Source organism: Kribbella koreensis (assembly GCF_039525325.1).
In the GTDB taxonomy this organism is placed as follows: Bacteria; Actinomycetota; Actinomycetes; order Propionibacteriales; family Kribbellaceae; genus Kribbella; species Kribbella koreensis.
This window is the reverse complement of the sequence record NZ_BAAAHK010000007.1, coordinates 16,952-41,892: the sequence shown is the minus strand read 5'-3', so window position 1 is coordinate 41,892 and position 24,941 is coordinate 16,952. Positions and strand designations below refer to the sequence as shown.

Sequence of the window (24,941 nt, the reverse complement as noted above, 5' to 3'; positions counted from 1 at the left end):
TCAGTACGGCTTCACCGCGAGGGTGGGTGAGTGCAGGTGTGTCTTCTCTTTCCCGTTGCCGACGAACATGTGGACCCCGCAGGGCAGGCACGGGTCGAAGCTGCGGACCGCGCGCATGATGTCGATGCCCTTGAACCGGTCCGGTGGGTTCTCCTCGAAGATCGGCGTGTTCTGTACCGCGTCCTCGTACGGGCCAGGGGTCCCGTAGGTGTCGCGGACGCTGCCGTTCCACGGCGTCGGCGGATACGGGTGGTAGTTCGCGATCTTGCCGCCGCGGATCACCATGTGGTGCGAGAGCACGCCGCGAACGGCCTCGGTGAAACCGCACGAGATCGCGTCGTCCGGCACCTTGAACGGCGTCCAGGTGTCGGTCCGGCCGGCCCTGACCTCGGCCATCGCCTTCTCGCAGAAGTGCAGCGCCAGGGCCGCGGAGTACGCCTGGAAGTAGGTCCGCGCACGGTTGCGCTCGAGCGCGTTGCTCCACTGCGGGATCTTCCATTCGTACTCCGTAGCCGGCTTCAGCGCGGTCCTGGGGAGCTGGATCTTCACGCTGCTACCGGTCGCCTGGACGTAGTCGGTGTTGACCAGGCCGGACAGCGCGGTCGACCAGAGCCGGGCGATCGGGCCGCCACCCGTGTCGAGCGCCAGGTGGTCCGTACCGTCGAACCAGCGCGGCGACATCGTCCAGCTGTACGCGTTGGCGAAGTCGCGCTTCTGCGGCTTCGGGATGGTGTGCTGGTTCCACGGGTGCCGGACGTCGATCGGGTTGCCCAGCGGATCCTTGTCGACGAACTTCTCGTGGCCGCCGCCGGCCCAGTCGTCGTAGAACGAGCTGCCGAGCAGGATCCGCAGGCCGAGATTGATGTCGACCAGGTTGTTGGTGACCAGCTTGCCGTCCACCACGACGCCAGGGGTGACGAACATTCGCTTGCCCCAGGCATCCATGTTCCTGTAGTCGAAGTCGCAGATCGCCGGGTCCTGCAGACTGCCCCAGCAGCCGAGCAGGATCCGCCGCTCACCGACGTGCTCGTACCCGGGCAGCGCCTCGTAGAAGAAGTCGAACAGGTCGTCGTGCAACGGCACGACCTTCTTCATGAACTCGATGTAGCGCATCAGCCGGGTCAGGTAGTCGGTGAAGAGCTGGATCGTCGCGACCGTGCCGACGCCACCGGGATAAAGCGTCGACGGGTGGACGTGCCGCCCCTCCATCAGGCAGAACATCTCGCGGGTGTACCGGCTGACGTGCAGCGCCTCGCGGTAGAAGTCGCCCTCGAGCGGGTTCAGCGAGCGCATGATGTCGCCGATGGTCCTGTACCCGTGGTCGCCGGCGTGTGGCGCCTCGGTCCGGTTCGCCAGCTCCAGCACGCCCGGGTTGGTCTCCTTGACCATCCGCTCGCAGTAGTCCACCCCGACCAGGTTCTCCTGGAAGATGTTGTGGTCGAACATGTACTCCGCGGCTTCGCCGAGGTTCACGATCCACTCGCCCAGATGCGGCGGCGCCACGCCGTACGCCATGTTCTGCGCGTAGACCGAACAGGTCGCGTGGTTGTCGCCGCAGATGCCGCAGATCCGGCTGGTGATGAAGTGCGCGTCGCGCGGGTCCTTGCCCTTCATGAAGATGCTGTAACCGCGGAAGATCGACGACGTGCTGTGGCACTCCTCGACCGTCTTGTTCCTGAAGTTCACCTTGGCGTAGATGCCGAGGCTGCCGACGATCCGGGTGATCGGGTCCCAGGCCATCTCGACGACGTCGGAGTCCTTGCCCGCGTCGGGCTCGAGGTGCTGATCGACCTTCGGTTCGGTGGTGGTCATGGCCTGACCTTCTCGTAGCCGGTGTCCAGGCTGGAGCCCTTGTGCCGCCACTTGGGTTCCTTGTTGCCCTTGTTCTGGGTGATCTTGCGCAGCCGCCGGATGACGGTGCCGTAGACCGTGCTCGCGGCGACCGAGATGTTGCTGCCGAACGGCTCGTCCATGAACGGCATGAACTTGTCCGGGAAGCCGGGCATCGTGCAGGCGATGCAGATCCCGCCGACGTTCGGGCAGCCGCCGACACCGTTGATCCAGCCGCGCTTGGGCACGTTGCAGTTGACCACCGGACCCCAGCAGCCGAGTTTCACCAGGCACTTGGGGGAGCCGTACTCCTTGGCGAACTGCCCCTGTTCGTAGTACCCGGCCCGGTCGCAGCCCTCGTGCACGGTGGCGCCGAACAGCCATTGCGGTCGCAGTTCGGCGTCGAGCGGGATCATCGGGGCCTGGCCGGCCACCTGGTAGAGCAGGTAGACGAGCGTCTCGGACAGGTTGTCGGGATGGATCGGGCAGCCTGGCACGCAGACGATCGGCAGCCCTGCCTTGGATTTCCAGCTCCAGCCGAGATAGTCCGGCACACCCATCGCACCGGTCGGATTGCCTGCCATCGCGTGGATTCCGCCGTACGCCGCACAGGTGCCGACAGCAACGATCGCTGTCGCCTTGGGCGCCAGCCGGTCGAGCCACTCCGACGTCTTCATCGGCTGACCGGTCGCCGGGTTGTTGCCGAAACCGGCCCAGTAGCCCTCGGACTTGATCGCCTCGTTCGGGATCGAGCCCTCCACCACCAAGACGAAGGGCTCCAGCTCACCGCGGTCGGCCTTGTGCCACCACTCGATGAAGTTGTCGGCTCCTGTCTCCGGGCCGCATTCGAAGTCGATCAGCGGCCAGTGCACCGCGATCTTCGGCAGTCCCGGCAACGCGCCCAGGACGATCTCCTCGATGCTCGGCTGGGTGGCCGCGGTCAGCGCGACCGAGTCGCCGTCGCAGCTGAGCCCGCCGTTCATCCAGAGAATGTGGACGACACCCTCGTCGGCCGTCTCCTGCGCCTGTTCCGGTTCCACGGTCATCGACATGGTCCGCGCCGCCTCCAACGGATGGGCTGGGTTCCTCCTTCGGACGGTACGTCCGGATGCCACACCCGAACAGACACTTGTGTCGGGTATTAATGGGGCTTTCCGGAAGTCCGGGATTCGTGGATTCTCCGACCGTTCCGGGGACCGTTACGATTGACCTTCGCAGCATTTCTCTGAGAGCCCGTGCCGAGATGTCCGACGATCCCCTGCCGGACGATGAGTCCGGCTTGTTCGTCTCGCCGGTGGTCGTCGTCACCCATACGTTCCCGGCCCGGCCGGGCTCGCTTCCGGACGCCGAGCGGTTCGTCCGGGAGGCACTCGAACCGGTCGAGCTCGAGCCGGCGGAGAACCAGGCCCTGTACCGGGCGATCACCGCGTCCCTGCTCGCCGCCGCGGGACCGGCCGACGGCGTCTTCGACGTGACTGTGCGGCTCTTTCCCGACGGGGTGGAGGTCGAGGTGCTGCACGGCGCCGCGAGCCGGCGGCTCAGCACGTCGCCGGGGGTCGCCGAAGAACCGTTCGCGGAGTGGCTGACCGCCGTACTACGTCGCCAGGGGTTGTCGCAGCAGGCCGCGGCGCAGCGGATCGGGGTGTCGGTGCGGACCGTCAGCCGGTGGCTGAGTGGGGTGACCGAGCCGCGGTTGCGGGATCTCCGCCGGGTGCACGCGATCTTCGGGTCGCCGCCCGGGGAATGAATTCCCTGGCGATTCGCGGTCCGGTATTTCCGGACTCTGGCGGAGTGTCGCTCCCGGCGCTAGTGTGCCAAGAGTCCGTTCATGACCGAATTCGCCATCTCGCGGTCGGCCCGCATGTCACCGTAACTGACAAGTCGATCCCCTGGTGGTGGGTGCCACGGCCGTCCCGGTTTCCCGCGTGCGTGCCCGGATCACGGTGTCCGGGGTGGTCCAGGGTGTCGGCTTCCGGCCGTTCGTCTATGCCCTCGCCCGGGAGCTGGGCTTGTCGGGGCAGGTCTGCAACGACGCCTCGGGGGTGATCGCGGAGGTCGAGGGGGCGGCTGATGCGGTGACGGCGTTCGGCGTACGGGTCCGGACGGATGCTCCGCCGCTGGCGGTGGTGGAGTCCGTGGAGCGTGAGGAGCTGCCGGCACGGGGTGGCACCGCCTTCGTCATCCGCGACTCCACGGCCGGGGCGGGGCGTACGCTCGTTTCGCCGGATGTTGCCATGTGCAACGACTGTCTGACCGAGTTCGGGGATCCGGCGGATCGGCGGTACCGGCATCCGTTCATCACCTGTACCAACTGTGGGCCGCGGTTCACGATCATCACCGGGCTTCCGTATGACCGGCCGGCCACCACGATGGCGGGGTTTCCGTTGTGTGACGAGTGTTCGGCGGAGTACTCGGACCCGGGGGATCGGCGCTTCCATGCGCAGCCGATCGCTTGTCCGTCGTGTGGGCCGCGGTTGCGGTTTGTCCAGCCGGGGGCGGTTTCGGCGTACGACGAGGATGCGCTGGCTGCTGCTCACCAGCTGCTGGTGGCGGGGGCGATCCTCGCTGTCAAAGGGCTTGGGGGCTATCACCTCGTTTGCGATGCGTCGGATCAGGATGCGGTGGCGACGTTGCGGAAGCGGAAGGATCGGGGCGACAAGCCGTTTGCGGTGATGGCGGCTGATCTCGCGACTGCGCGGTGTATCGCCTCGGTCTCTCCTGCTGAGGAGGCGCTGTTGACGGGGCATCAACGGCCGATCGTGCTGCTTCGGCGTACCGCGTGCTCTGCTGTCTGCTCGATGGTCGCTCCAGGCAATCCGGATCTCGGGGTGATGCTGCCGTACACGCCGTTGCATCGCTTGCTGTTCGACCAGCCGGGGCCGTCGGTGCTGGTGATGACGAGTGGGAACGTGTCGGGCGAGCCGATCGTGGTGGACGACGCGGAGGCACTGGTACGGCTTGCGCCGCTGGCCGATGCCTGGCTCAGCCACGACCGGGCGATCCACGTACCGTGCGACGACTCGGTGGTGCGGGTGGTCGACGGCGCCGAGCTGCCGATCCGCCGGTCCCGCGGCTATGCGCCGTACCCGATCAACCTGGCGACTCCGGTGCGACCTGCTCTTGCGGTGGGCGGCGACCTCAAAAACACCTTCTGCTTAGGCGATGGCCGCTACGCCTGGCTCTCGGCCCATGTCGGCGACATGGACGACCTGGCCACCCAGGACGCCTTCGCCAAAGCCGAAGAACACCTGGAACAACTGACCGGCGTACGCCCCGAGGTGCTGATCGTCGACAAGCACCCGTCCTACCGGTCGCGCCAATGGGCCCTCACCCATGCCGCCGGCCGCCCGGTCATCGGCGTACAACACCACCACGCCCATCTAGCTTCCGTACTGGCCGAGCACTCCTACGCCGGCCCACCCGTCATCGGCTTCGCCTTCGACGGCACCGGCTACGGCGACGACGGCGCGGTCTGGGGCGGCGAAGTCCTCCTGGCCGACTACAACACCTTCGAGCGCTACACCCACCTCGCCTACAGCCCCCTCCCCGGCGGCGACGCAGGCGTCAACAACCCCTGCCGCATGGCCCTATCTCATCTCCATGCGGCCGGCATCCCCTGGGACCCCCACCTCCCATCCGTCCAGGCGTGCTCCGCCGAAGAACTCGCGCTACTCAAAACCCAACTGAACCGAAACCTCGCCTGCACCCCAACCTCCAGCATGGGCCGCCTCTTCGACGCGGTGTCCTCCCTAACCAACACCTGCCACCGCTCCACCTACGAAGCCCAAGCCGCCATGGAACTAGAAGGCCTAGCCGCGGGAGTCCGGCCTCGTGGCGCCGGGCGCCACCTCGGCCCAGCCCAGACGTCTCGCACGGATGCGCCTGCCCTCGCTACCGATGGTGCTGGCTCCGGCTTTGGGGCGGCCTCCGCCTTTGCCGGATCGGACGCCGGCTTTGGCGAGCTGAGCGGGCGTGGATATCGGTTCGAGTTCGAGGAACCCGGGGTGCTGTTGCAGGCCGTCGTACAGGACGTGCTGGATGGGGTGGACGCGGCGGAGATCAGCTTGAAGTTTCATCTGGGTTTGGCGGACTTGGCTGTGCGGACTGCGGTTCGGGTGAGGGATGAGCGGGGGATCAGCACCGTCGCGTTGTCGGGTGGAGTGTTTGTCAACGGGTTGTTGCTGGAGGCAACTTGTAAGGGGTTGGCGGAAGAGGGGTTCGAGGTGTTGCGGCATCGGCGGGTGCCGCCTACGGATGCGGGGATCGCGCTGGGGCAGTTGGCGGTGGCGGGGCGGATGACTGAGTGGAAGGAGCAGGGGATATGTGTCTAGCGGTGCCGGGGCGAGTGGTGGAGATTCGCGACGAGGACGACACCCGGATGGGGAAGGTCGACTTCGGTGGCGTGATCAAGGACGTCTGCCTGGCGTATCTGCCGGACCTGCAGGTGGGGGAGTACACCATCGTGCACGTCGGCTTCGCCCTGCAGCGCCTGGACGAGGAGTCGGCCCAGCAGTCGCTCGAGCTGTACCGGTCGCTCGGCGCGCTGGAAGAGGAGTTCGGTGATCACTGGGGGATCGCGGCCCAGCAGGCCGGGGAGCGTCGCCCGCCGGGAACAGAGGAGACGATGTCATGAAGTATCTCGCCGAGTTCAGCGATCCCGGGCTCGCCCGCAAACTGGTCGACCAGATCCACGCGACCGTCACCCAGCCGTGGGCGATGATGGAGGTCTGCGGCGGTCAGACCCACACGATCGTCCGGCACGGTATCGACCAGCTGCTGCCCGACGGCGTCGAGATGATCCACGGCCCGGGCTGCCCGGTCTGCGTGACGCCGCTGGAGATCATCGACAAGGCGCTCGAGATCGCCTCCCAGCCGGGCGTCATCTTCTGCTCGTTCGGCGACATGCTCCGGGTGCCGGGCAGCGGGCGCGACCTGTTCAAGATCAAGAGCGAGGGCGGCGACGTCCGGGTCGTCTACTCACCGCTGGACGCGCTCAAGATCGCCAAGGACAACCCCGATCGCCAGGTCGTCTTCTTCGGCATCGGCTTCGAGACGACCGCGCCGCCGAACGCGATGACGGTGTACCAGGCCAAGCGCCACAACATCCCCAACTTCAGCCTGCTCGTCTCGCACGTCAAGGTCCCACCGGCGATCGCCGCGATCATGGAGTCGCCCAACTGCCGGGTCCAGGCGTTCCTCGCGGCCGGCCACGTGTGCAGCGTGATGGGCGTCTCGGAGTACCCGGAGCTCGCAGCGAAGTACAAGGTCCCGATCGTCGTCACCGGCTTCGAGCCGCTCGACATCCTGGCCGGCATCCTGCGCACGGTCACCCAGCTCGAGCGCGGCGAGCACGTCGTCGAGAACGCCTACAAGAGAGCAGTCAGGGACGAGGGCAACACCGCCGCCCAGGCGATGCTCGCCGACGTCTTCGAAACCACCGACCGTGCCTGGCGAGGGATCGGCGTCATCCCCCGGAGTGGCTGGCGGTTGTCCCCGAGATATCGCGAGTACGACGCGGAGTACCGCTTCTCGGTCCGCGACATCGCCACCGAGGAGTCCAAGATCTGCCGCAGCGGCGAGGTCCTCCAAGGTCACATCAAGCCGCACGAGTGCTCGGCCTTCGGCACACTTTGTACGCCGCGCAACCCGCTCGGCGCGACGATGGTCTCGAGCGAGGGCGCCTGCGCCGCGTACTACCTGTACCGCCGCCTGGACGCGGGGGCGGTGAGCTCCGTTGGCTGAGCAGGTGATGCTTCCGGACCCGGAGATGCCGAACTTCGACGGCTGGACCTGTCCGTTGCCGCTGCGGGACCACAAGACGATCGTGATGGGCCACGGCGGTGGCGGCCAGATGTCGGGCGAGCTGATCGAGCACCTCTTCGTACCGGCGTTCTCGAATCCGTTGCTGGCGGGGTTGACGGACTCGGCCGTGGTCACGTTGGGCGGGGCGCGGATCGCGTTCTCGACCGACTCGTTCGTGGTCCAGCCGCTGTTCTTCCCCGGTGGCGGCATCGGCGACCTGGCGGTCAACGGCACGGTCAACGACCTGGCGATGTCCGGTGCGCAACCGGCGTACCTGTCCTGCGGGTTCATCCTCGAGGAAGGCGTTCCGCTGGAAACGGTCGGCCGGATCGCCGAGGACCTGGGGGCGGCCGCCGAACGGGCCGGCGTCACGATCGCGACCGGCGACACCAAAGTCGTCGACTCCGGGCACGGCGACGGCGTCTACATCAACACCGCCGGTATCGGGCTGGTGCGCGAGGGCGTCGACATCCGGCCGCAGCGCGCGGCCGTCGGTGACGTGGTGATCGTCAGCGGCGCGATCGGGGTGCACGGCATCGCGATCATGAGCGTGCGCGAGGGCATCTCGTTCGGCACCGAGGTGGTCAGCGACTGCGCTCCCCTCAACGGGCTGGTCGGGGCGATGCTGGACGCAGTCCTGGACATCCACGTACTACGAGATCCAACCCGCGGCGGAGTCGCCACCTCACTCAACGAAATCGCCAAGGCCGCAGGCGTAGGCATCGAGCTGGTCGAGTCCGACCTCCCGATCCCCGAGACGGTCGCCAACGCCTGCTCGTTCCTAGGCCTGGACCCCCTCTATGTAGCCAACGAGGGCAAGCTCCTGGCCATCGTCGCCCCCTCGGACGCCGATGCCGTACTAGCGGCGATGCGAGCCCATCCGCTGGGAGCCGACGCCACCGTCATCGGCACCTGCGTGGCCACCCACCCCGGCATGGTCACCACTCACACCACCTTCGGCGCCACCCGAGTAGTCGACACCCCGATCGGAGAACAACTACCCCGAATCTGCTGACCGCATCAGCTGGTCTGCAGATCGAGATCAGCGCGCATGGCAACCCGTATGGTGCGTAACGGTCCCCACGTGTCGTTGAGCAGTTCCCGGGCGCGCTCGGTCGTATCGGTGACCGGATCGTGCGTGCCGTCCTCGCGGTGTTTGAGGATGGCCCACGCGTCGGCGAGACCCCGGGCGATCTGCTGCGCCAGCACCAGCACGGGCGCCGTGACGATCATCTGCGCCTCGGCGTACGCCGTCTGGAATGCTTGCCGCGTCTGCGGCAGCTCAACGGACTCGGCCGCCCGCTCGGTGCCGTTGTCGTCTGCGTAGGACCAGGCCCGAAGCGCGCGATGGTAGTCCCGCGCCGCCGCGTTGAAGGCGATGTAACCCTCGCGCAGTTCCAGCCGTCGGAGTCGCAACTCGTCCCGCTCGGCCTGTTCGAGGCGTTCGGCGCGGGCTCGCTCGAACTCGCGGCGCTTGGAGCGCTCGGAGATCAGCGGGGACAGGGTCGAGGCGGTCAGGGTGCCCAGTACGCCGATGCCGGCGATCGCCAGTGAGCTGTCCAACGGGTGTCTCCTCAGGGGGCGGGGGTGGCAGCGGAAACCTATCGCGACAGGACAGGGGTAAACATGCGTTTTCGCAAGGGGGAGGGTCGGACACTCCGCGTAGTCGGGGTTCGAGGGGGTCGGTCGGCGGCGTGATGCGGAAAATCGGGGGCCGGGTGGCAGGCGGTGGAGAGGCGTGTACGGACCGTGTCCGTTGCTTGTGGCAACCAAATGCCGGGTGGCGGGAACTGGCCTCGCGGATTGCTTCCGTGACGGCAGGTGACGGTCGTACAGTCCGTTGCGTTGACTTGCGGTGGTCGGGGGGCCGCCCGTGCTGGAGGGGACTTGATGAGACGTCGGCTTTTGCATGGCTCCGCGCTTGTTGCCTTGACCACCCTGATCGCCGCGCCGCTGATGTCGGCGCCGGTGCAGGCTGCCACCGGGGCGGCGCCGCCGGGACCGCCTGGTACGCCGCCCACCACGCAGGTGGAGACGGCGACCGACGGCGCGGTCGCGAAGCTGGATCCGAAGCTGGAGAAGCGGGTCAAGAAGGGGGAGACCCAGCAGGTCGCGGTGTTCGCGACCGTCAAGGGTGACTCCACCAAGGCCCGCGCGCTGCTCGACAACGCGCGGGTCGCGCAGTCCGGCGGCACGGGCATCATCGCCGGCTCGATCGGCGTACAGGCGCTCGCCAAACTGGCATCCGCGCCGGGCGTCGTCTCCGTGCAGCCGGTCGAGTTCGGCAAGACCGGGCAGCCGCTCGGCGACCCCGACCCGCAGTTGCACCAGGCACCGACCAAGGCCGAGCAGCAGGCCGCGATCGCCAAGATCCAGGCCGCCGAGGTCCCGTACTCCGAAGCGCCGCCGCCGCTCCCCTCGAACTTCGAGAAGCTGCGCAACCAGAACCTGCTCGACGCCAAGTCGCACAACTTCACCGGCGCATGGAAGGACGGCTTCACCGGCACCGGCATCACCGTCGGTGTCCTCGACGGCGGTACTGACTTCGGCCACCCGGACCTGCTCAACACCTGGCAGACCTGGTCCGGCCAGACCGGCGCCAAGGCCGGCTGGAACGGCTGGCCCAAGGCCTTCGACCCGTACGGCACGCAGCAGTGGCTGTTCGCTCCGGACCAGATCGACCAGGGCCTGTCCTGGTACGTGAAGACCGACGCGGCAACCTGTACTCCGGCCGCCGGCGAGTGCTCGGTCGACTTCGCCACCAAGACCGGCCCGTCGCGCAACTTCTCCGCACCCGCCGGCACGGTCGAGCACAGCTACAGCTTCCCGGCCGCGTGGAGCAAGTCCGGCAAGGTCCGCCTCGGCAGCCACCCGGACGACCACCTGCTCGAGCTGTACGGCGAGCGCCCGGCGTTCCTGCTCACCGACCCGCACACGGCCGGTGTGTACGACACCATCTACGCCGACCTGGACAACGACCACTCGTTCGCGGACGAGAAGCCGGTCAGCAAGGCCAGCCCGGCGTCGTACCGGGACATGAACGGTGACGGCTACACCGACCTGTCCGGCGGGCTGCTCTACTACATCTCCGACGGCGCGACGCCGCTTCCGGGCGGTCTGGACGCGTTCGGCGGCGAGGGTACGCCGTTCGGGCCGGGCGAGGTGGTCGCCTGGACGGGTGACTTCGACCCGTCGATCGAGGGCCACGGCACACTGACCGCGTCGAACATCGTCGGCCAGGCAGTTGCCAACGGCAAGGCGCCGGCTTTCAAAGACATCGCAGGTGGCAAGTACGCCGGTGCGGTACTGGGTGGTGCTCCGAACGCGAAGCTCGCGCCGTTCGGTGACATCTACCTCGGCTTCGCCTTCTCCACGCAGTTCGGCTACTTCCTGACCTCTCGTCAGGGCGTCGACGTCACCTCGAACTCCTACGGGCAGTCGCAGATCGACAACGACGGCTGGGACGCGGCTTCGCAGGAGGCCGATGTGATCCACAACGGCGGTCGGACGACCCCGCTGTTCTCGACGGGTAACGGCGCGCCTGGCTTCGGTACGACGGGATCGGCCGCCCCGACGGCCGGCATCGAGGTCGGTGCGTCGACGCAGTTCGGCGGCTCCGGCTGGGACTCGATCATCCGGACCAAGCAGATCAACGACAACGACGTGATGGTCTGGTCGAACCGTGGCTTCGGCGCGAACGCGACCAACGGTGTCGATGTGGTGGCCGACGGCGCCTATGCGCCTGGTGACGCCACGCTGAACACCGTGCTCGACGGCCGGAACGCATGGACCACCTGGGGTGGTACGAGCCGGTCGACACCAGTTGCCGCCGGTGCGACCGCGCTGGTCTACCAGGCGTACAAGGCGCAGCACGCGGGCGCGGTACCGGCTGGGTTCTACTCGACAGCGAAGAACCTGCTGAAGAGTTCGGCCCAGGACCTCGGTTACGACTCGAACATCCAGGGCTCCGGCTCGATCGACGTCGGCAAGGCGGTCCGCAGCGCGGTCGGTACTCGCGCCTCGGTCAGCCCGACGCAGTGGCGGGTCGGCGACTACCGCGGTACGGAGTACCCGGTCTTCGCGAACGTGATCGCGCCCGGTGGGACCGACACGCAGAAGTTCACGGTCAGCGGCCCGGGGGTCTGGGACGTCAGCGACCGGCAGCTGGTCCGTACCGCGAACGACACGTTCTCGCTGAGCAGCAAGGATCTGAAGCAGGAGAGCACCGGCAACTTCAACGCGCCGGACTATCTGGTCGACCTGACCAGCAAGGTGAAACAGCACAAGGACGCCGACCTGATGGTGGTCAAGCTGGAGTACCCGCGCGAGCAGTTCGACGCCAACAAGGACTACACCGAGGATCAGGCGTGGCGGTTGCTCACCTACAACTGGACCGACGTGAACGGCGACGGCAAGCTCTGGAAGGATGCCGACGGCAACGGAGTCGTCAACCACACGGACAAGACGACCAGCTCCAACATCGACGGTTTCAAGGACCTGGACTTCGCCAAGTCGGAGATGGAGCAGGGCGAGTACGGGCGGTTCATGTACCACCGGGCCGGCGCGAACGCGTTGCAGTCGTGGGTGCGGGATCCGTACTCGCGGATGGCTGACGGTGTGTTCCTCGGTCTGCAGCACTCGACCAAGAACGCCGCCATCCCGGTGACGAACTTCAAGATCTCGATCGACTGGTACAAGAACTCGGACTGGAAGTGGATCACCACCTCCGGCCGGTCCAAGGACGGCTCCGTCACCGCGTCGATCAAGGTGCCGACGGGTACGCCGTACGGGATGTACTCCGGTGCGGTCGTGCTGACCCGTGGGTCGGACTCGATGGTCGTACCGGTGTCGGTGGCGGTTGCCGCCAAGGCGACGCAGGACGCGACCGGGAAGATCGTCGGGACGACGACCTTCGGTGGTTCGGATGTGGCCGAGGCGCAGAAGAACTACACGTACAACAACGGATCTGTCTTCGGCGCCAACGACTGGGGCTGGCGGGCGGAGTCCGGCGACTGGCGGTTCTTCTACTACGACGTACCGAAGACGCCGGCCGAGGGCACCAAGCTGCTGACCAACACGACCTGGGAGGGCACGGGTCCGTACACCGATCTCGACACGTTGATCATGGGCCGGTCGGAGAACCACTTCCAGCTGTTCCCGGACTCGGTGTTCGGTGCGCCGTACACGATCGACACGGTCGGGAAGAGCCCGAACACCAACATCCGGGCTGGTGTGTGGCGGTTCGACACGGCGACCGGCGGTCCCGCGGACTTCGTGACGGCGCCGGCGCAGGAAGGCCTGCAGGCGGTGGCGGTGCACCAGGTCGGCTGGCAGGGCGACGCGTTCAACACACCCTTCAAGGTGCAGCTCGGATCTGCCTCGGTATCTCCGTCCGCTGTTTCTCAGGCTGCTTCGGCTGACTCGGGCAGCTTCGACGTCTCCTTCGAGTCGAGCGTCGCGCTGGACGGCCTGAAGGCCACCGCCTTCGGCCTCAGCCAGCCGAGCACCACCACCGAGACGGCCCACCAGGACGACCCGAACGATCCGTCGACGGCGAGCGTGAAGAAGAACATCACGCTGAACCACGCCTCCCGGCTGAGCGTCTCCACCGCCCTGGACTCCAACGACCTCGACCTGTTCGTGGTCCGCGACGCCAACAACGACGGCGTCTTCTCCCCGTCGGAGATCGTGGCCTCCTCGACCTCCGGCACCGCCAACGAGTCCGTCAACCTGGTCAGCCCACCCGACGGCAACTACCAAATCTGGGTCCACGGCTTCGCAGTCGCCGGCACCCCCGCCTTCACCCTGAACATCAACGCAGTCCAGGGCAACGACCTAACAGTCACCGGCATCCCATCCGGCCCCCTACCGGCCGGCACCCCGGTCACTCTCCACGTCGCCTACAACAAGGCAATGACGGCAGGCCAGACCTACCACGGCGAGCTGCTCCTCGGCCCGACCTCAGCCCCGTCCGCCCTGTCCGTCCCCATCACCATCAACCGCAACTAACACCGCAGCACTGACAAGCGCCCACCCCAGAACCTCCTGGGGTGGGCGCTTGCTTGTCAGGTACATACCCCCACCCGTACTCGTGTCCCGTCCGACCGTCTTGAGCCCACCCGAACCGCAGGCTGCCGCAGGATCGTGAAGGGCTGTGGGCTACCAGAGTTGGCGAAGACACCGCCAGTGTGCGGAACACGCCGTTCCTCCAGGACGGGGTTGCCGAAGGCGACGTGATCCAGTTCCAGACCGACTCGAATGGGGTTCATTGGTCCGTGCAGCGGGTCAGTGCTTCCGGTAACTGCACGATTCGGGTCCTCGCCAACCCCGACGGACCGCTGGGCCGAGACCCGAGCGCGGTACACGAGCGGCTCTCGGCGTTCGGACTCGGAGGAGAAGTCTTCAGCAACGAGTCCCCATTGATCGCATTCACCGTCCCCGCAGACGCGAACCTCGCAGGTCTCAAGGCACTCTTGACCCAAGGCGAAGAAGCCGATGTCTGGTACTACGAGGTCGGCTGCGGCACCGACGAGTGGTGGGGCGCGTGAGCGTGTACTTCGAGCATCGCGGGCGGACTCTCTGGAACGTCGCGACGAGAGTCGGCCGGCTGTACTACTCGGCTGCCGCCCAGCTCGCGGATCTGCTGGACCTTCCCCTTGGGATCGAAGTGCCCGGTGACGACACCTACCAGGTGGACCCTGACCAGTTCGGCCGGTTCGCTCAAGGTGCGTTCGACTACTACTGCCGCAGCAATCACCCGACCCTCCACGCCCTGCTGCACGGCCAACTCCTCGTGACCCTGGCACTCGCGGACGGTATCGGGCGTCCCGTAGTACCTGCCTCCCCCGAAGGTCGCTCGTTACTCGCTGAGGCAGCCGCTCACCGCCGCTCGATGGACACCACCTGAAGGCTTGAGGGAGCAGCAACCGGTGACCAGCTGGGGGAGGACCTGCTGTGCGTGCCAGGATTCCGGGTATGCGGAGCAAGGTGTTGTGGGGGCTGGCTTTCGGGGTGTGTGTTGTTGCCAGTGTTGTCTTGCCGTTGCTCTGGCAGCACTCGCTGGTGGACTTGAAGGTCTATCGGCTGGGTGGGGCGACGTTGCTGGATGATGCGGCTGCGTTGTACGACGTGCGGTTGGCGGGGTTGCCGTTTACTTATCCGCCGTTTGCCGCCGTGGTGATGGTGCCGTTCGCGTTGCTGCCTTGGTCGGTGGCGGTGGCTGTGTGGACTTTGGGGACGTTCGTCAGCTTGATTGCAGTTTGGAAGCTGTCCACTGGCAACAGGCTGGCTTCGCCGGTGTTGTTGGCGGTGGTGGCAGGGTCGCTGGTTCTCGAGCCTGTGCGGGAGACGCTTGGGTTCGGGCAGGTGAATTTGATGTTGTGTGCGTTGGTTTTGTATGACCTGCTGGGCCCGGCGGAGCGGCGGGGGCGGGGGATCTGGGTCGGGCTGGCGGCGGGGGTGAAGTTGACGCCGTTGGTGTTCTTCGGGCTGCTGGTTGTCACGAGGCAGTGGAAGGCGTTGGCGCACGCGGCGGCGGCGTTCGTGGTGACGATGTTGGTGGGGTTTGTGGTGACGCCGCATGGGGCGAAGGAGTACTGGACCTCGCTGCTGGCGGATACGACCCGGATCGGCGGGTTGGCCTTCTCCAGTAATCAGTCGTGGAATGCGTTTCTCATCAGGTTGACCGGGGATCTGGACGGCGGGGGGCTGGTCTGGGCCGGGTTGGTTGTTGTGACGGTCGGCGGTGGGCTTTGGCTGGCGCGGCTGCTTTGGGTGACAGGCGAGCGGGTGGCGGCGGTTTCGGTGACCGCGCTCGTCGGGTTGCTCTGTTCGCCGGTTTCGTGGAGTCATCACTGGGTTTGGGCGATTCCGCTGGGTGTGGCGGTGATCGGCCGGCTTACGAAGTACCGGGTTGTTTTCGGGGTGTTGTGGTTCGGGGTGTTCACGATCGCGCCGATCTGGTGGCCGCCGAATCACGACAACCGGGAGCTGGACTGGTCGTTCGCGGAGCAGTTCAGTGGGAACGCGTATCTGATCGCGGCGATGGTCGCGGTGGTGCTGCTCACGCTCAGGTTGAGACACAACTGTAGGAGTGGCATAGACCGCCTTGACCCTGCGGAGTGTCAGGCTGACTTAGGTGATATCGGGCTTGTTGGGGGACCCGGCCAGGCGCCGGTGGTGGGTGGCGGCGGGGGTTTGCGTCGTCGTCGCGGTGATTCTGCCGTTCGTGTGGGACCACACCGGGGCTGATCTGAAGGTCTACCGGCTGGGTGGCGCCGCAATGCTGTCCGATCCGGACAGCCTCTACACGGCCCGCCTGCGGTACATCTCGATGCCGTTCACCTACCCGATCTTCGGCGGCGTGGTGATGGCGCCGGTCTCGCTGTTGCCGTGGGGACTGGCCTACGGAGCCTCTATCGCGGCGTCGTTGATCGCGCTAGTGGCGATCTGGAAGCTGAGCCTCAAGCAATGGCTCAACGGGCGGAAGCTCCACCCGGCTGTGCTGATTGCCGTCACGGCGGCGTCGATACTGATCGAGCCGGTGCGCGAGACGCTGTCCTACGGCCAGATCAACCTCATCCTCTGCGCGTTGATCCTGTACGACGTACTCGGTCCGAACACCCGCATGGGCAGAGGCGTCTGGCTCGGGCTGGCGGCTGGGATCAAGCTGACCCCGTTGGTGTTCTTCGGTCTCCTGCTGGTCACCCGGCAGTGGAAGGCGCTGGCGCACGCATCGGCTGCCTTCGTGGGGACTGTGTTGATCGGGTTCCTGATCACGCCGCGGACGGCGTACGAGTACTGGACTCATCTGATTTCCGACACCAGCCGGATCGGTGGGCTGGCCTACTCGGGGAACCAGTCGTGGAACGGCTTCCTCGCGAGGCTGACTGGTGATCTCGACGGTGGCGGGCACGTCTGGCAGGGCGTCGTACTGGTGACTGTGGTTGCCGGGCTCTGGTTGAGTCGCAACCTCTGGCGTCGGGGCGAGGAGTTGGCGGCGGTGTCGACGACCGCGTTGATCGGGTTGATGTGTTCGCCGGTGTCGTGGAGTCACCACTGGGTCTGGGTGATCCCGCTCGGCGTCTCGTTGCTCACGGCAACGCCGGTCGGGCGGCGGTATCCGTTACCGACGGCATTGACCTGGTTCGGGTTGTTCATGATCGCGCCGATCTGGTGGCCGCCCAGGGGTAACAACCAGGAGTTCGACTGGAACTTCGTCCAGGTCCTGGCCGGGAACTCCTACCTTTGGCTTTCGCTTGCCGCGGCCGTTCTGCTCACAGCCTCGAAAGCCAGTCGTACCAAGCCTCCATCCCAGTTCCCTTGGTCGCGGAGACCTGCAGGATCTTCGCGTCGGGTTTGATCTGCGCGATCAGCCGCAGGCACAGGTCGACGTCGAAATCGACGTACCGGAGCAGGTCGATCTTGTTCAGGAGGACGAGGTCGGCGGTGCGGAACATGTATGGGTACTTCGCCGGCTTGTCAGCGCCTTCGGTGACCGAGATGATCACGACGCGGGCAGCCTCGCCCAGGTCGAAGAGTGCTGGGCAGACGAGGTTGCCGACGTTCTCGACGAAGACCAGTGAGCCGTCGGGTGGGGCGAGTTCGGCCAGGCCGGAGGTCAGCATCTGGGCGTCGAGGTGACAGCCGGCGCCGGTGTTGATCTGGACGACCTTCGTACCGGTCGCGCGGATCCGCTCGGCGTCGTACAGGGTCTCCTGGTCACCCTCGATCACCAGCGCCTGCCGCCGGTCGCCGATGGCGCGGATGGTGTGCTCGAGCAACGTCGTCTTGCCGGAGCCGGGCGAACTCATCAAGTTGACCGCCGCGATACCCCGCTCCTGCAGCAGATGCCGATTAGCCGCCGCCAGCCCGTCGTTCTTGGCCAGGATCTCCTGCTCCAGCAGGACAGTCTTCGTCTCCTGTACGAGTTGGTGCGAATGCCCGTGCCCAGCGTCGTCGCCGTGCCCATGGCCGTCCCCGGTGTCGTGCCCGTGCCCATGTCCGTGCTCGTCGTCGTGCCCGTGCGCATGGCCGTCCCCGGTGTCGTGGCCGTGTCCATGGCCGTGCTCGACGTCGTGCCCGTGTTCGTCGTGTTCGTGGTGGTGGTCGGTGGGGTCGTGGTGGTGGTCGTGGGCGTGGACGACTGTGAGGCGGGTGCCGCCGTCGCCGGGTTGGCCGCAGCCGCAGGTGCTGCACATGTCAACGCACCTCCACCGAGATGATTCTCAGCTGCCGGCCACTGAGAACGTCGAGATCCGCACTGCCACACGGGCACAGCATGATCGGCTCGTCGAGGGCGAACTCCTCACCGCACGTTCGACAGTACGCCCGCCCAGGAGGCTCGTCGATGTCCAGCCGCGCATCCTCCAGCCCGGTACCGGCCGCCACGATCTCGAAGCAGAACCGGACCGAATCGGCCACCAGCCCCGACAACTTCCCGATCTCCAGGCGCACCGCGACAACCGGTCCGTCGCCGACCTTCTCGACGATCGCATCGACCACGCTCTCCGTAATGGCGAGCTCATGCACCCTCCCGACGCTAGGCCGACCGGCCGACCCCCGCAAGACGGTGAACAGCCGGCTGCCCAAGGTGCGTCGAGCCGCGCGCTGACCGCGGCGATGTCGACGACGTCCGCTGGGTGGAGTGCCGGCCCCCTCGATCGTCACGAGATGCGCTGTCGGGATCCGCGCAGCCACCTGGGTCAGCTTGTCCTGTGGTACCGGGCCGGCGGAGTCGCCGCCGAGCATCAACGTCAGTACGCCGATCGCCGGCAACTCGTCCCACCAGGCGCGATCTGGCTTCGCCAACTGCCCGAAGACCGCGGGAGCACCTCCCAGTCGACCCCAGCTCCTCGTCCGGCCGCTCGGGCAACCCCATTTGCCCCACCGTCCGGGCCACCTGGATCGGTGGTGGAGGGTTGGGGAGTCTCGTACCCCCGATAGGGGCGAAAAGTCTCCGCAGCGTCGGAGAAATCCCTCCCCAACCGCGGGGACCGGACAAGCGGCAGTCATCCCGCGGCCGGTGGGCCGGCAGTCATCCCGCGGCCGGTGGGCCGGCAGTCATCCCGCGGGCCGGTGGGCCGGTGGCCCGTTAGCCCGTTAGGACGCTGGGCCGCTGGGACTGGTTGCAGACGGTGGGGGGGCAGTGGGGGCGGATTCGGTTGCTCGCAGCAACGGCCGGATCGCAACGACACACATCAACTCGCCCTGAAGCGCCTACCTCGGCGAGTCTGGGTGGCATGCGGGAGCTGGTGGGTGGTGGCGGTCCGGGTGGCGTGGTGGCGGGTGGCCGGTGGTGGTAGCGGGCGGACAGCCAGTGCATCAACCACGACGCTGACCCGGGGTGGAGTCGGGCGACGGGGGTGTACGGCCGGGGGTTCAATGGCAGCGCTGATCGAGTCGGGCTGGGCTGTGGAGCGCGTGCCGGTCTCCCGGCCGTCCAGCTGCTGAGGAGGGTTGCCGCCGGAGCATTCGGAGCATTCGGTGCAGGAGAGGGAACTGGTGGGCGGGAGCTGGGCAGAGGAGTTGCGTCGGATAGAAAAACCACCGGACGCCTGGGGCGTCCGGTGGTCGGTGGTGCAGTCGGATCAGAAGTCGCCGCCGAAGTCGCCGCCGCCGAAGTCCCAGCCGCCGCCGTCGCCGCCGCCGTCGCCGCCGGGGTTGTCGCCGAAGTTGAAGTCGCCGTTGTCGCCGCCGCCGCCGTCACCGCCGCCGTCGGACATGCCGGCGTCGTAGCCGGCTGCGTAGTCGCCGTAGCCGCCGCCGGCGAACATGCCGCCGAGCATGGTACCGAGGAACATGCCGGTCATCACGCCGCCGAGGCCGCCGAACATGCCTTGGGCGTAAGGGGAGTAGGCCGGGCCGGCTTCCCAGTACGGGACGCGCTGCGGGCCGACCATGACCTTGCGGACGTCGGGCTCGGCACCGGCCCGGACGCGCTCGGCGTCGGCGGCGCAGGCGGGGACCTCACGCGGGGCGCCGCCGGGGGGCGACCACATGACGTCGACGACCGAGGGGCCGTGCTGGGGGTTGAAAAAGCAGGACGGGCGGCGCTGCGGGAGCGGCTCGCCGTTGACCCGGGCGCGGACGCAGGCAGCGGCGTACCGGCCGTCCTCGAGGATCTCGATCACGTGCTTGATCTGCTCGGCCTCGGTGACCTGCTCGACCGCCTGCTTGGCCGACTCGTAGGAGTCGAGCGCGCGCTGGTAGTCCTGCCGGGCCCCGTCGCCGAGGTCCTTGCCGACCATGTCCAGGTCGAGGTCCTGCAGCTCCTCACCGAACCGGGTGATGTCCTCGTCGGCGGTCTTCTTCACCGACTCGAGCTCGGCCGCGGTGATCTCGTGCTGCTTCCTGTTCTGCAGCTGAGTTCGCTGGTAGGAACGGTACGCCAGGACGCCGATCACGACGAGCGCGATCAGCAAGATGACTGTGAACATGTCGGGCCTTCCTCGACTGGTGTTGCGTCGAGCCTACCGGGCGGTCGAATCCGACCGAAATCTCCTGAGAATCTCCTGAAAATCAACGTGAATCAGGGCTCAGGAATACCGTCTGCGCATTGCTTCCGAGGCTGCGGGTCCGGCGGTGAAGACGAAGTCCGGCCCGTCGATCCGCCGCCCGGTCGACCGGTCCACCACGACCGGCTCGACCTCCTCGCCGGTGCCTGCGTCGACCAGAATCATCGATCGCTCAGAGGTGGCCAGCCGCTCGTTGCCCCACGCGGCGAGCGTGATGATGACCGGCCGCAGCGACCGCCCCAGCGGCGTCAGCACGTACTCGTACCGCGGCGGTTTGTCCTGGTACTTCGTACGCTCCAGCAGCCCGTCGTCGACCAGACTCTTCAGCCGCGTCGTCAGCATGCTCGACGAGATCTTCAGATTGCGCTGGAACTCGTCGAACCGGGTGTACCCGTCGAAGGCGTCGTGCAGGATCAGCAACGTCCACCACTCGCCGACGTGCCGCACCGTCGTCGACAACGGGCAGGACAGGTCCTCGTCCCGGAACCGGTTGGCACCCGCCATCACGCCCACCTCATTCCGCCGGCCATGCCGATGCGATGTCACTTCGATTTCAGAAGTCATCCTAGCAATCAAGACTCGACGCCACGCAGGGTGACGAAAATGCCGGGCGAGCGCTCACGCAGTGCGCATAATCGATTACTGCTGTCCCGTCTAGCAGAAGGCTGTCCGATGAGCAAGACCTTCTCACCCCGACTGGCGCTGACCGCGGTGACTGGCCTGGCCCTGTTCGTACCGCTCGCGCCCACCCCCGGCCAAGCCACCGCCGAGCAAGCTGAGCAGACCCAGCGGCCGACGATCGACCCCGACTACGTCGAGATCCCCTTGCAGCAAAGCGGTCAGTACGCGACCGCCGCCGCTCAGGAGACCAAGCCCTTCGGCCTGGTCGGCGTCACCTGGCCCTACCGCAAGAACTCCGCGCCGGTGCAGGTCAAGGTGCGGATCCTGCGCAACGGCAGCTGGGAAGCATGGGAAACCCTCAAGGTGGAGGACGACCACGGCCCGGCGACCGGTACGACGGAAGGCAGCGAACGCTCCGGCACCGAGCCCTACTGGGTCGGCACCGCGAACGGCATCCAGACCTCCCTGACCACCACGGACGGTACGAAGATCACCGACGCGAAGGTCGCCCTCGTCAACCCGGGCATCCGCGCGACCGACGACGATCCGGCAACAACCCAGGATCCGATCCAGGCCAACACCGCCAAAGCGCCCTACCCGATGCCCTTGATGGTGACCCGCCGCGGCTGGGGCGCCGACGAGCGACTCCGCGCCCTCAACGGCAAGTCCTGCATCAAGCCGAAGTACACCGGCACCATCCAGGCCGCCTTCGTCCACCACACCGCCGACCGCAACAACTACACCCGCGCGCAGGTCCCCGCGATGGTCCGCAGCATGTACGCGTACCACGTGAGGAGCCGTGGCTGGTGCGATCTCGGCTACAACTTCCTCGTCGACCGCTTCGGCCGTGCCTTCGAGGGCCGGTACGGCGGTGCGCAACTGCCCGTCCTCGGCGCCCATACCGGCTCCTTCAACGCCAACTCGTTCGGCGTCTCGCTGATCGGCAACTTCGACCAGGTCGCGCCGCCGGCCCCGATGCTGGAGACGACCGCCCGCATCATCGCCTGGAAGATGGACGCCAACTACCGGTCGCCGACGGCAACGATCGTGCTCGACGGCAGCAAGCTGCACACGGTGTCCGGCCACCGCGACACCAAGGCGACCGCCTGCCCCGGCAAGAACCTCTACGCCAAACTTCCGTGGCTGAAGCAACGAATCCTCACCCTGATGAGCCGCGGCGTCTCCACCGAGATCTACCGGTACGCCGTGAAGCTCGGCGGATTCAGGGTGACCGGGCAACCATTCTGGGGCGAGCATCGCACCAGGACCGGCCGGGCCACCTACTTCAAAGCGCGCGACATCTACTGGTCGCCCAAGACCGGAGCGCACTCGGTTCGCAGCCTGTTCCGGACCCGCTACCGCCAACTCGGCGGCCCGGACGGCGTCCTGAAGCAGCCGACGAGCGAGTACCGCCTCGGCCGCGCCGGCAACAGCAAGGTGCAGAGCTTCCAGAACGGCGGCCTGTACTGGTCGAAGCGGACCGGGATGCGCCCGGTCGCCGGGATGATCCACCGCAAGTACGCCGCACTCGGTGCGGAGCGCTCGCGACTCGGGCTGCCCACCACGGACATGTACCGGATCAAGGGCGGCCTGCGGCAGAGGTTCCAGCACGGCTGGCTCACCTACAACAACCATGAGCGCAAGGTCTTCATCTCATGAAACGTGTCTTCGTCGCCCTGATCGCCGGCTCCACGTTGCTGAGCGCAACGGCTGTGGCCGTCCCGCCGCCCGAGCCGGAGGCGGTGCAGACGATCACGGGTCGGGGATTCGGCCACGGCCGTGGCATGTCGCAGTACGGGGCTCAGGGCGCCGCCCTGGCGGGCCGGTCCGCCAAGACGATCCTGGACTTCTACTACCCCGGTACGACGGTGGGCAGGGCGACCGGCAACATCCGGATCCAACTCCGCGCCGACACCACGGACGGCGTACGGATCGCCGCCGTCAGCACCCTCCGCCTCCGCGACCTCAAGACCGGCAAGGTCTACACGTTGCCCAGGGCATCGACTCGCAACCAGTGGTCGATCGACCCGAACGGCGAACGCGGCGCGAAGGTCAGCTCGTACAACACGAAGACCAAGAAGTGGACGCTCTGGAAGACCCTGACCGGGATCGGCCAGTTCGAAGGCCCAGCCGTCCTCTCGCTGATCCTGCCCAGCGGCAAGGTGGTCGGCTATCGCGGTGTCCTCAGGCCCGCGGACCTCTCCGGTGCGCACTTCGACACCATCAACGAGCTGCCGCTGGAGCTGTACCTGCGGGGAGTCGTCCCGCGCGAGGCCGTGACGACGTGGAAGCCGGCCGCGCTCCAGGTGCAGGCCGTTGCCGCGCGCACCTATTCGGTCTTTCATCGCAATCGGTCCACCAAACGGGCGTACGACCTGTGCGACACGACTGCCTGCCAGGTCTACGGCGGGTACAACGACGAGGAGAAGACGACCAACGCGGCCATCGCCGCAACGGCTGGGCAGGTCCGGCTCTACCAGGGCAAGCCGATCATGGCCGAGTTCTCGTCCTCCAACGGTGGTGCGACGGCCGACGGCCCGGTCGCGTACCAGGTGATGAAGGCGGACAGCTGGGACAGCTACCCCGGCAACAAGAATCCGAACGTCACCTGGACGGTCACGCGGACCAGCTCGCAGCTCCAGGCGACCTTCGGCGTCGGCACGCTCCGCAGTTTGCGCGTCGTACGCCGTACCGGTGTCGGACCGTCCGGCGGCCGGGTGCTCACGGTCGAGGCGATCGGCTCGAAGGGCAAGGTCGTGCTCACCGGCGACCAGGTCCGGCTGCGGCTGCACATGCGCTCGGCCTGGTTCGCCTTCGCCGGGGTCCAGCCGCTCGTACTTGATATGCCAACTGAGCCATGATTCGCGAGCCATTGACGGCGAATCCCTTGGCCAGCTAGAACGTGACATCGATGTCAATCGCTGCCGCCCCAGGAGGAGCAGGTCGATGCGCAGAAAATTTGGTATATCAACTCAACGGATCGCCGGGGGAGTGCTCGCGGTCGGGATGCTCGCCGCGCTGCACGCCCCAGCGGCCACCGCGAAGGTCGACACCGTGACCGGCGGCCCGCACTCAGCGGCGGCCAAGGCGCAGGCGTCGTACCAGGCCCTGAACAAGTACTTCGACACCGGCAACCAAGGGCTGCTGCTGGAGGAGTACCCGAACACCCAGCAGAACCCGTACTCCTACGTCTGGCCGTACTCGCAGGCAGCCGTCGCCGCGGAGAACCTGGCCGGCATCCCCGGCGCGGGCCGCAAGGCTGACCAGGAAGCCACCCGCCGGCTGGGCGGGTACCAGCCGTACTGGAACGCGACGACCACGCCCAAGGGCTACGACTCGTACGTCCGGCCGCCGCTCGGCCAGGGTGGCGACAAGTTCTACGACGACAACGAGTGGATCGGTCTCAACCTGATCCAGCACTACCAGCGGACTGGTGACCGCTCGTCGCTGGCCCGGGCGAAGGAGATCTTCACGCTCGTCGAGCACGGATGGGACACCGACGCGTCGCATCCCTGCGCGGGCGGGACGTTCTGGACCCAGGCGCCCTGGAGCCAGGACCGCAACACCATCTCCAACGGTCCGGGCGCCGAGCTCGGAGCGCACCTGTACCTGCTGACGCGCGACAAGGCGTACCTGACCTCGGCGAAGCGGATGTACGCCTGGGCGCAGAACTGCATGCTGGCACCGAACGGCCTGTACTGGGACCACATCGACCTGGCCGGCAACGTCGAGAAGACCCAGTGGAGCTACAACCAGGGCGTCATGCTCGGCGCGGGAGCCCTGCTGTACAAGGCGACTCACGACAAGAAGTACCTCACCGACGCCAAGGCGCTCGCAAAGGCGTCGCTGGCCTTCTACGGCACCGAGGACCGGTTGTGGAAGCAGCCCACCCGGTTCAACGCGATCTACTTCAAGAACCTGCTGATCCTCGACTCGGTCTCCCACGACCGCGCCTACACCAAGGTCGCGCAGGACTACTCCGACCGGGCATGGAAAGAGACCCGCGATCCTGCCACGGGCCTGTTCCACTTCGCTGACGGGCCGGTGCTGCTGCTCGAGCAGTCCGCCATGGTCCAGATCGACGCCTTGCTGGCCTGGCCGCGCAGCAAGTACGACGAGCTGGCCTAGCTGACCGAGCTCGGACCTCCCCGAGATCGAGATCGTGATCGTGAT

The 24,941-nt window shown here is 67.0% G+C and carries 20 protein-coding genes; 13 read left to right on the top strand and 7 right to left on the bottom strand.

Annotated elements, in window-relative coordinates:
• Together ABD116_RS14055 and ABD116_RS14050 are read right to left on the bottom strand one after the other, a co-directional pair.
• A complete protein-coding gene (locus ABD116_RS14055; protein ID WP_343968878.1) occupies nt 1–1,812 on the bottom strand; it encodes a nickel-dependent hydrogenase large subunit in 1,812 nt (603 codons plus the stop codon).
• The gene (locus ABD116_RS14050; RefSeq protein WP_343968876.1) at nt 1,809–2,876 is read right to left on the bottom strand and encodes an NADH-quinone oxidoreductase subunit B family protein; all 1,068 of its coding nucleotides are present in this window, start codon (nt 2,874–2,876) and stop codon (nt 1,809–1,811) included. The genes ABD116_RS14055 and ABD116_RS14050 overlap by 4 nt, the downstream gene beginning before the upstream one ends.
• Before the next feature lie 197 nt (nt 2,877–3,073).
• Between ABD116_RS14050 and ABD116_RS14045 the strand changes: the two genes are divergently transcribed.
• From ABD116_RS14045 to hypE, 5 genes are all read left to right on the top strand, one after another.
• Nucleotides 3,074–3,577, top strand: a complete 504-nt coding sequence (locus ABD116_RS14045) for a helix-turn-helix domain-containing protein (protein ID WP_343968874.1) — start codon at nt 3,074–3,076, stop codon at nt 3,575–3,577.
• 178 nt (nt 3,578–3,755) lie between these two features.
• Nucleotides 3,756–6,161 carry a carbamoyltransferase HypF gene (gene hypF, locus ABD116_RS14040; protein ID WP_343968872.1) on the top strand — a complete coding sequence of 802 codons (2,406 nt, stop codon included), beginning with the start codon at nt 3,756–3,758 and terminating at the stop codon, nt 6,159–6,161.
• A complete protein-coding gene (locus ABD116_RS14035) occupies nt 6,152–6,463 on the top strand; it encodes a HypC/HybG/HupF family hydrogenase formation chaperone (protein WP_164602167.1) in 312 nt (103 codons plus the stop codon). Before hypF ends, ABD116_RS14035 begins: the two co-directional genes overlap by 10 nt.
• Entirely contained in the window at nt 6,460–7,572 is a 1,113-nt protein-coding gene (hypD, locus tag ABD116_RS14030) for a hydrogenase formation protein HypD (protein WP_343968870.1), read from the top strand. The genes ABD116_RS14035 and hypD overlap by 4 nt, the downstream gene beginning before the upstream one ends.
• Nucleotides 7,565–8,647 (top strand): hydrogenase expression/formation protein HypE, encoded by a 1,083-nt coding sequence (hypE, locus tag ABD116_RS14025; protein WP_343968868.1) that lies wholly within the window; start codon nt 7,565–7,567, stop codon nt 8,645–8,647. Before hypD ends, hypE begins: the two co-directional genes overlap by 8 nt.
• Before the next feature lie 5 nt (nt 8,648–8,652).
• Here the strand turns inward: hypE and ABD116_RS14020 are convergent, their stop codons facing one another.
• Complete coding sequence (locus ABD116_RS14020; protein ID WP_343968866.1) at nt 8,653–9,195, bottom strand: hypothetical protein; 543 nt, start codon at nt 9,193–9,195, stop codon at nt 8,653–8,655.
• A 327-nt stretch (nt 9,196–9,522) separates the two neighbouring features.
• On the opposite strand from ABD116_RS14020, the gene ABD116_RS14015 reads away from it, so the two are divergent.
• From ABD116_RS14015 to ABD116_RS13995, 5 genes are all read left to right on the top strand, one after another.
• Entirely contained in the window at nt 9,523–13,641 is a 4,119-nt protein-coding gene (locus ABD116_RS14015) for a S8 family serine peptidase (protein WP_343968864.1), read from the top strand.
• 122 nt (nt 13,642–13,763) lie between these two features.
• Nucleotides 13,764–14,180: a DUF4265 domain-containing protein gene (locus ABD116_RS14010; RefSeq protein ID WP_343970951.1), complete on the top strand. Its 417-nt coding sequence runs from the start codon at nt 13,764–13,766 to the stop codon at nt 14,178–14,180.
• Nucleotides 14,177–14,539 carry a DUF6086 family protein gene (locus ABD116_RS14005; protein ID WP_343968862.1) on the top strand — a complete coding sequence of 121 codons (363 nt, stop codon included), beginning with the start codon at nt 14,177–14,179 and terminating at the stop codon, nt 14,537–14,539. Before ABD116_RS14010 ends, ABD116_RS14005 begins: the two co-directional genes overlap by 4 nt.
• A 221-nt stretch (nt 14,540–14,760) precedes the next feature.
• Complete coding sequence (locus ABD116_RS14000; protein WP_343970949.1) at nt 14,761–15,882, top strand: glycosyltransferase 87 family protein; 1,122 nt, start codon at nt 14,761–14,763, stop codon at nt 15,880–15,882.
• A complete protein-coding gene (locus ABD116_RS13995) occupies nt 15,860–16,993 on the top strand; it encodes a glycosyltransferase 87 family protein (RefSeq protein WP_343968860.1) in 1,134 nt (377 codons plus the stop codon). The genes ABD116_RS14000 and ABD116_RS13995 overlap by 23 nt, the downstream gene beginning before the upstream one ends.
• Here ABD116_RS13995 and hypB read toward each other — a convergent pair.
• From hypB to ABD116_RS13975, 4 genes are all read right to left on the bottom strand, one after another.
• Nucleotides 16,908–17,831, bottom strand: a complete 924-nt coding sequence (gene hypB / locus ABD116_RS13990) for a hydrogenase nickel incorporation protein HypB (protein ID WP_343968858.1) — start codon at nt 17,829–17,831, stop codon at nt 16,908–16,910. The genes ABD116_RS13995 and hypB overlap by 86 nt on opposite strands.
• 1 nt (nt 17,832) lies before the next feature.
• Entirely contained in the window at nt 17,833–18,441 is a 609-nt protein-coding gene (locus ABD116_RS13985) for a hydrogenase/urease maturation nickel metallochaperone HypA (protein ID WP_343968856.1), read from the bottom strand.
• Nucleotides 18,442–19,220: 779 nt separating this feature from the next.
• Complete coding sequence (locus tag ABD116_RS13980; protein WP_343968854.1) at nt 19,221–20,069, bottom strand: hypothetical protein; 849 nt, start codon at nt 20,067–20,069, stop codon at nt 19,221–19,223.
• A 99-nt stretch (nt 20,070–20,168) separates the two neighbouring features.
• Nucleotides 20,169–20,651: a winged helix-turn-helix transcriptional regulator gene (locus ABD116_RS13975; RefSeq protein WP_343968852.1), complete on the bottom strand. Its 483-nt coding sequence runs from the start codon at nt 20,649–20,651 to the stop codon at nt 20,169–20,171.
• Between the two features lie 168 nt (nt 20,652–20,819).
• On the opposite strand from ABD116_RS13975, the gene ABD116_RS13970 reads away from it, so the two are divergent.
• The 3 genes from ABD116_RS13970 (at nt 20,820) to ABD116_RS13960 (ending at nt 24,896) form a co-directional block, all read left to right on the top strand.
• Entirely contained in the window at nt 20,820–22,427 is a 1,608-nt protein-coding gene (locus ABD116_RS13970) for an N-acetylmuramoyl-L-alanine amidase (RefSeq protein ID WP_343968850.1), read from the top strand.
• The gene (locus ABD116_RS13965) at nt 22,424–23,629 is read left to right on the top strand and encodes a SpoIID/LytB domain-containing protein (protein WP_343968849.1); all 1,206 of its coding nucleotides are present in this window, start codon (nt 22,424–22,426) and stop codon (nt 23,627–23,629) included. The genes ABD116_RS13970 and ABD116_RS13965 overlap by 4 nt, the downstream gene beginning before the upstream one ends.
• A gap of 85 nt (nt 23,630–23,714) precedes the next feature.
• Complete coding sequence (locus ABD116_RS13960; protein WP_343968847.1) at nt 23,715–24,896, top strand: glycoside hydrolase family 76 protein; 1,182 nt, start codon at nt 23,715–23,717, stop codon at nt 24,894–24,896.
• Nucleotides 24,897–24,941: the final 45 nt, after the last annotated feature.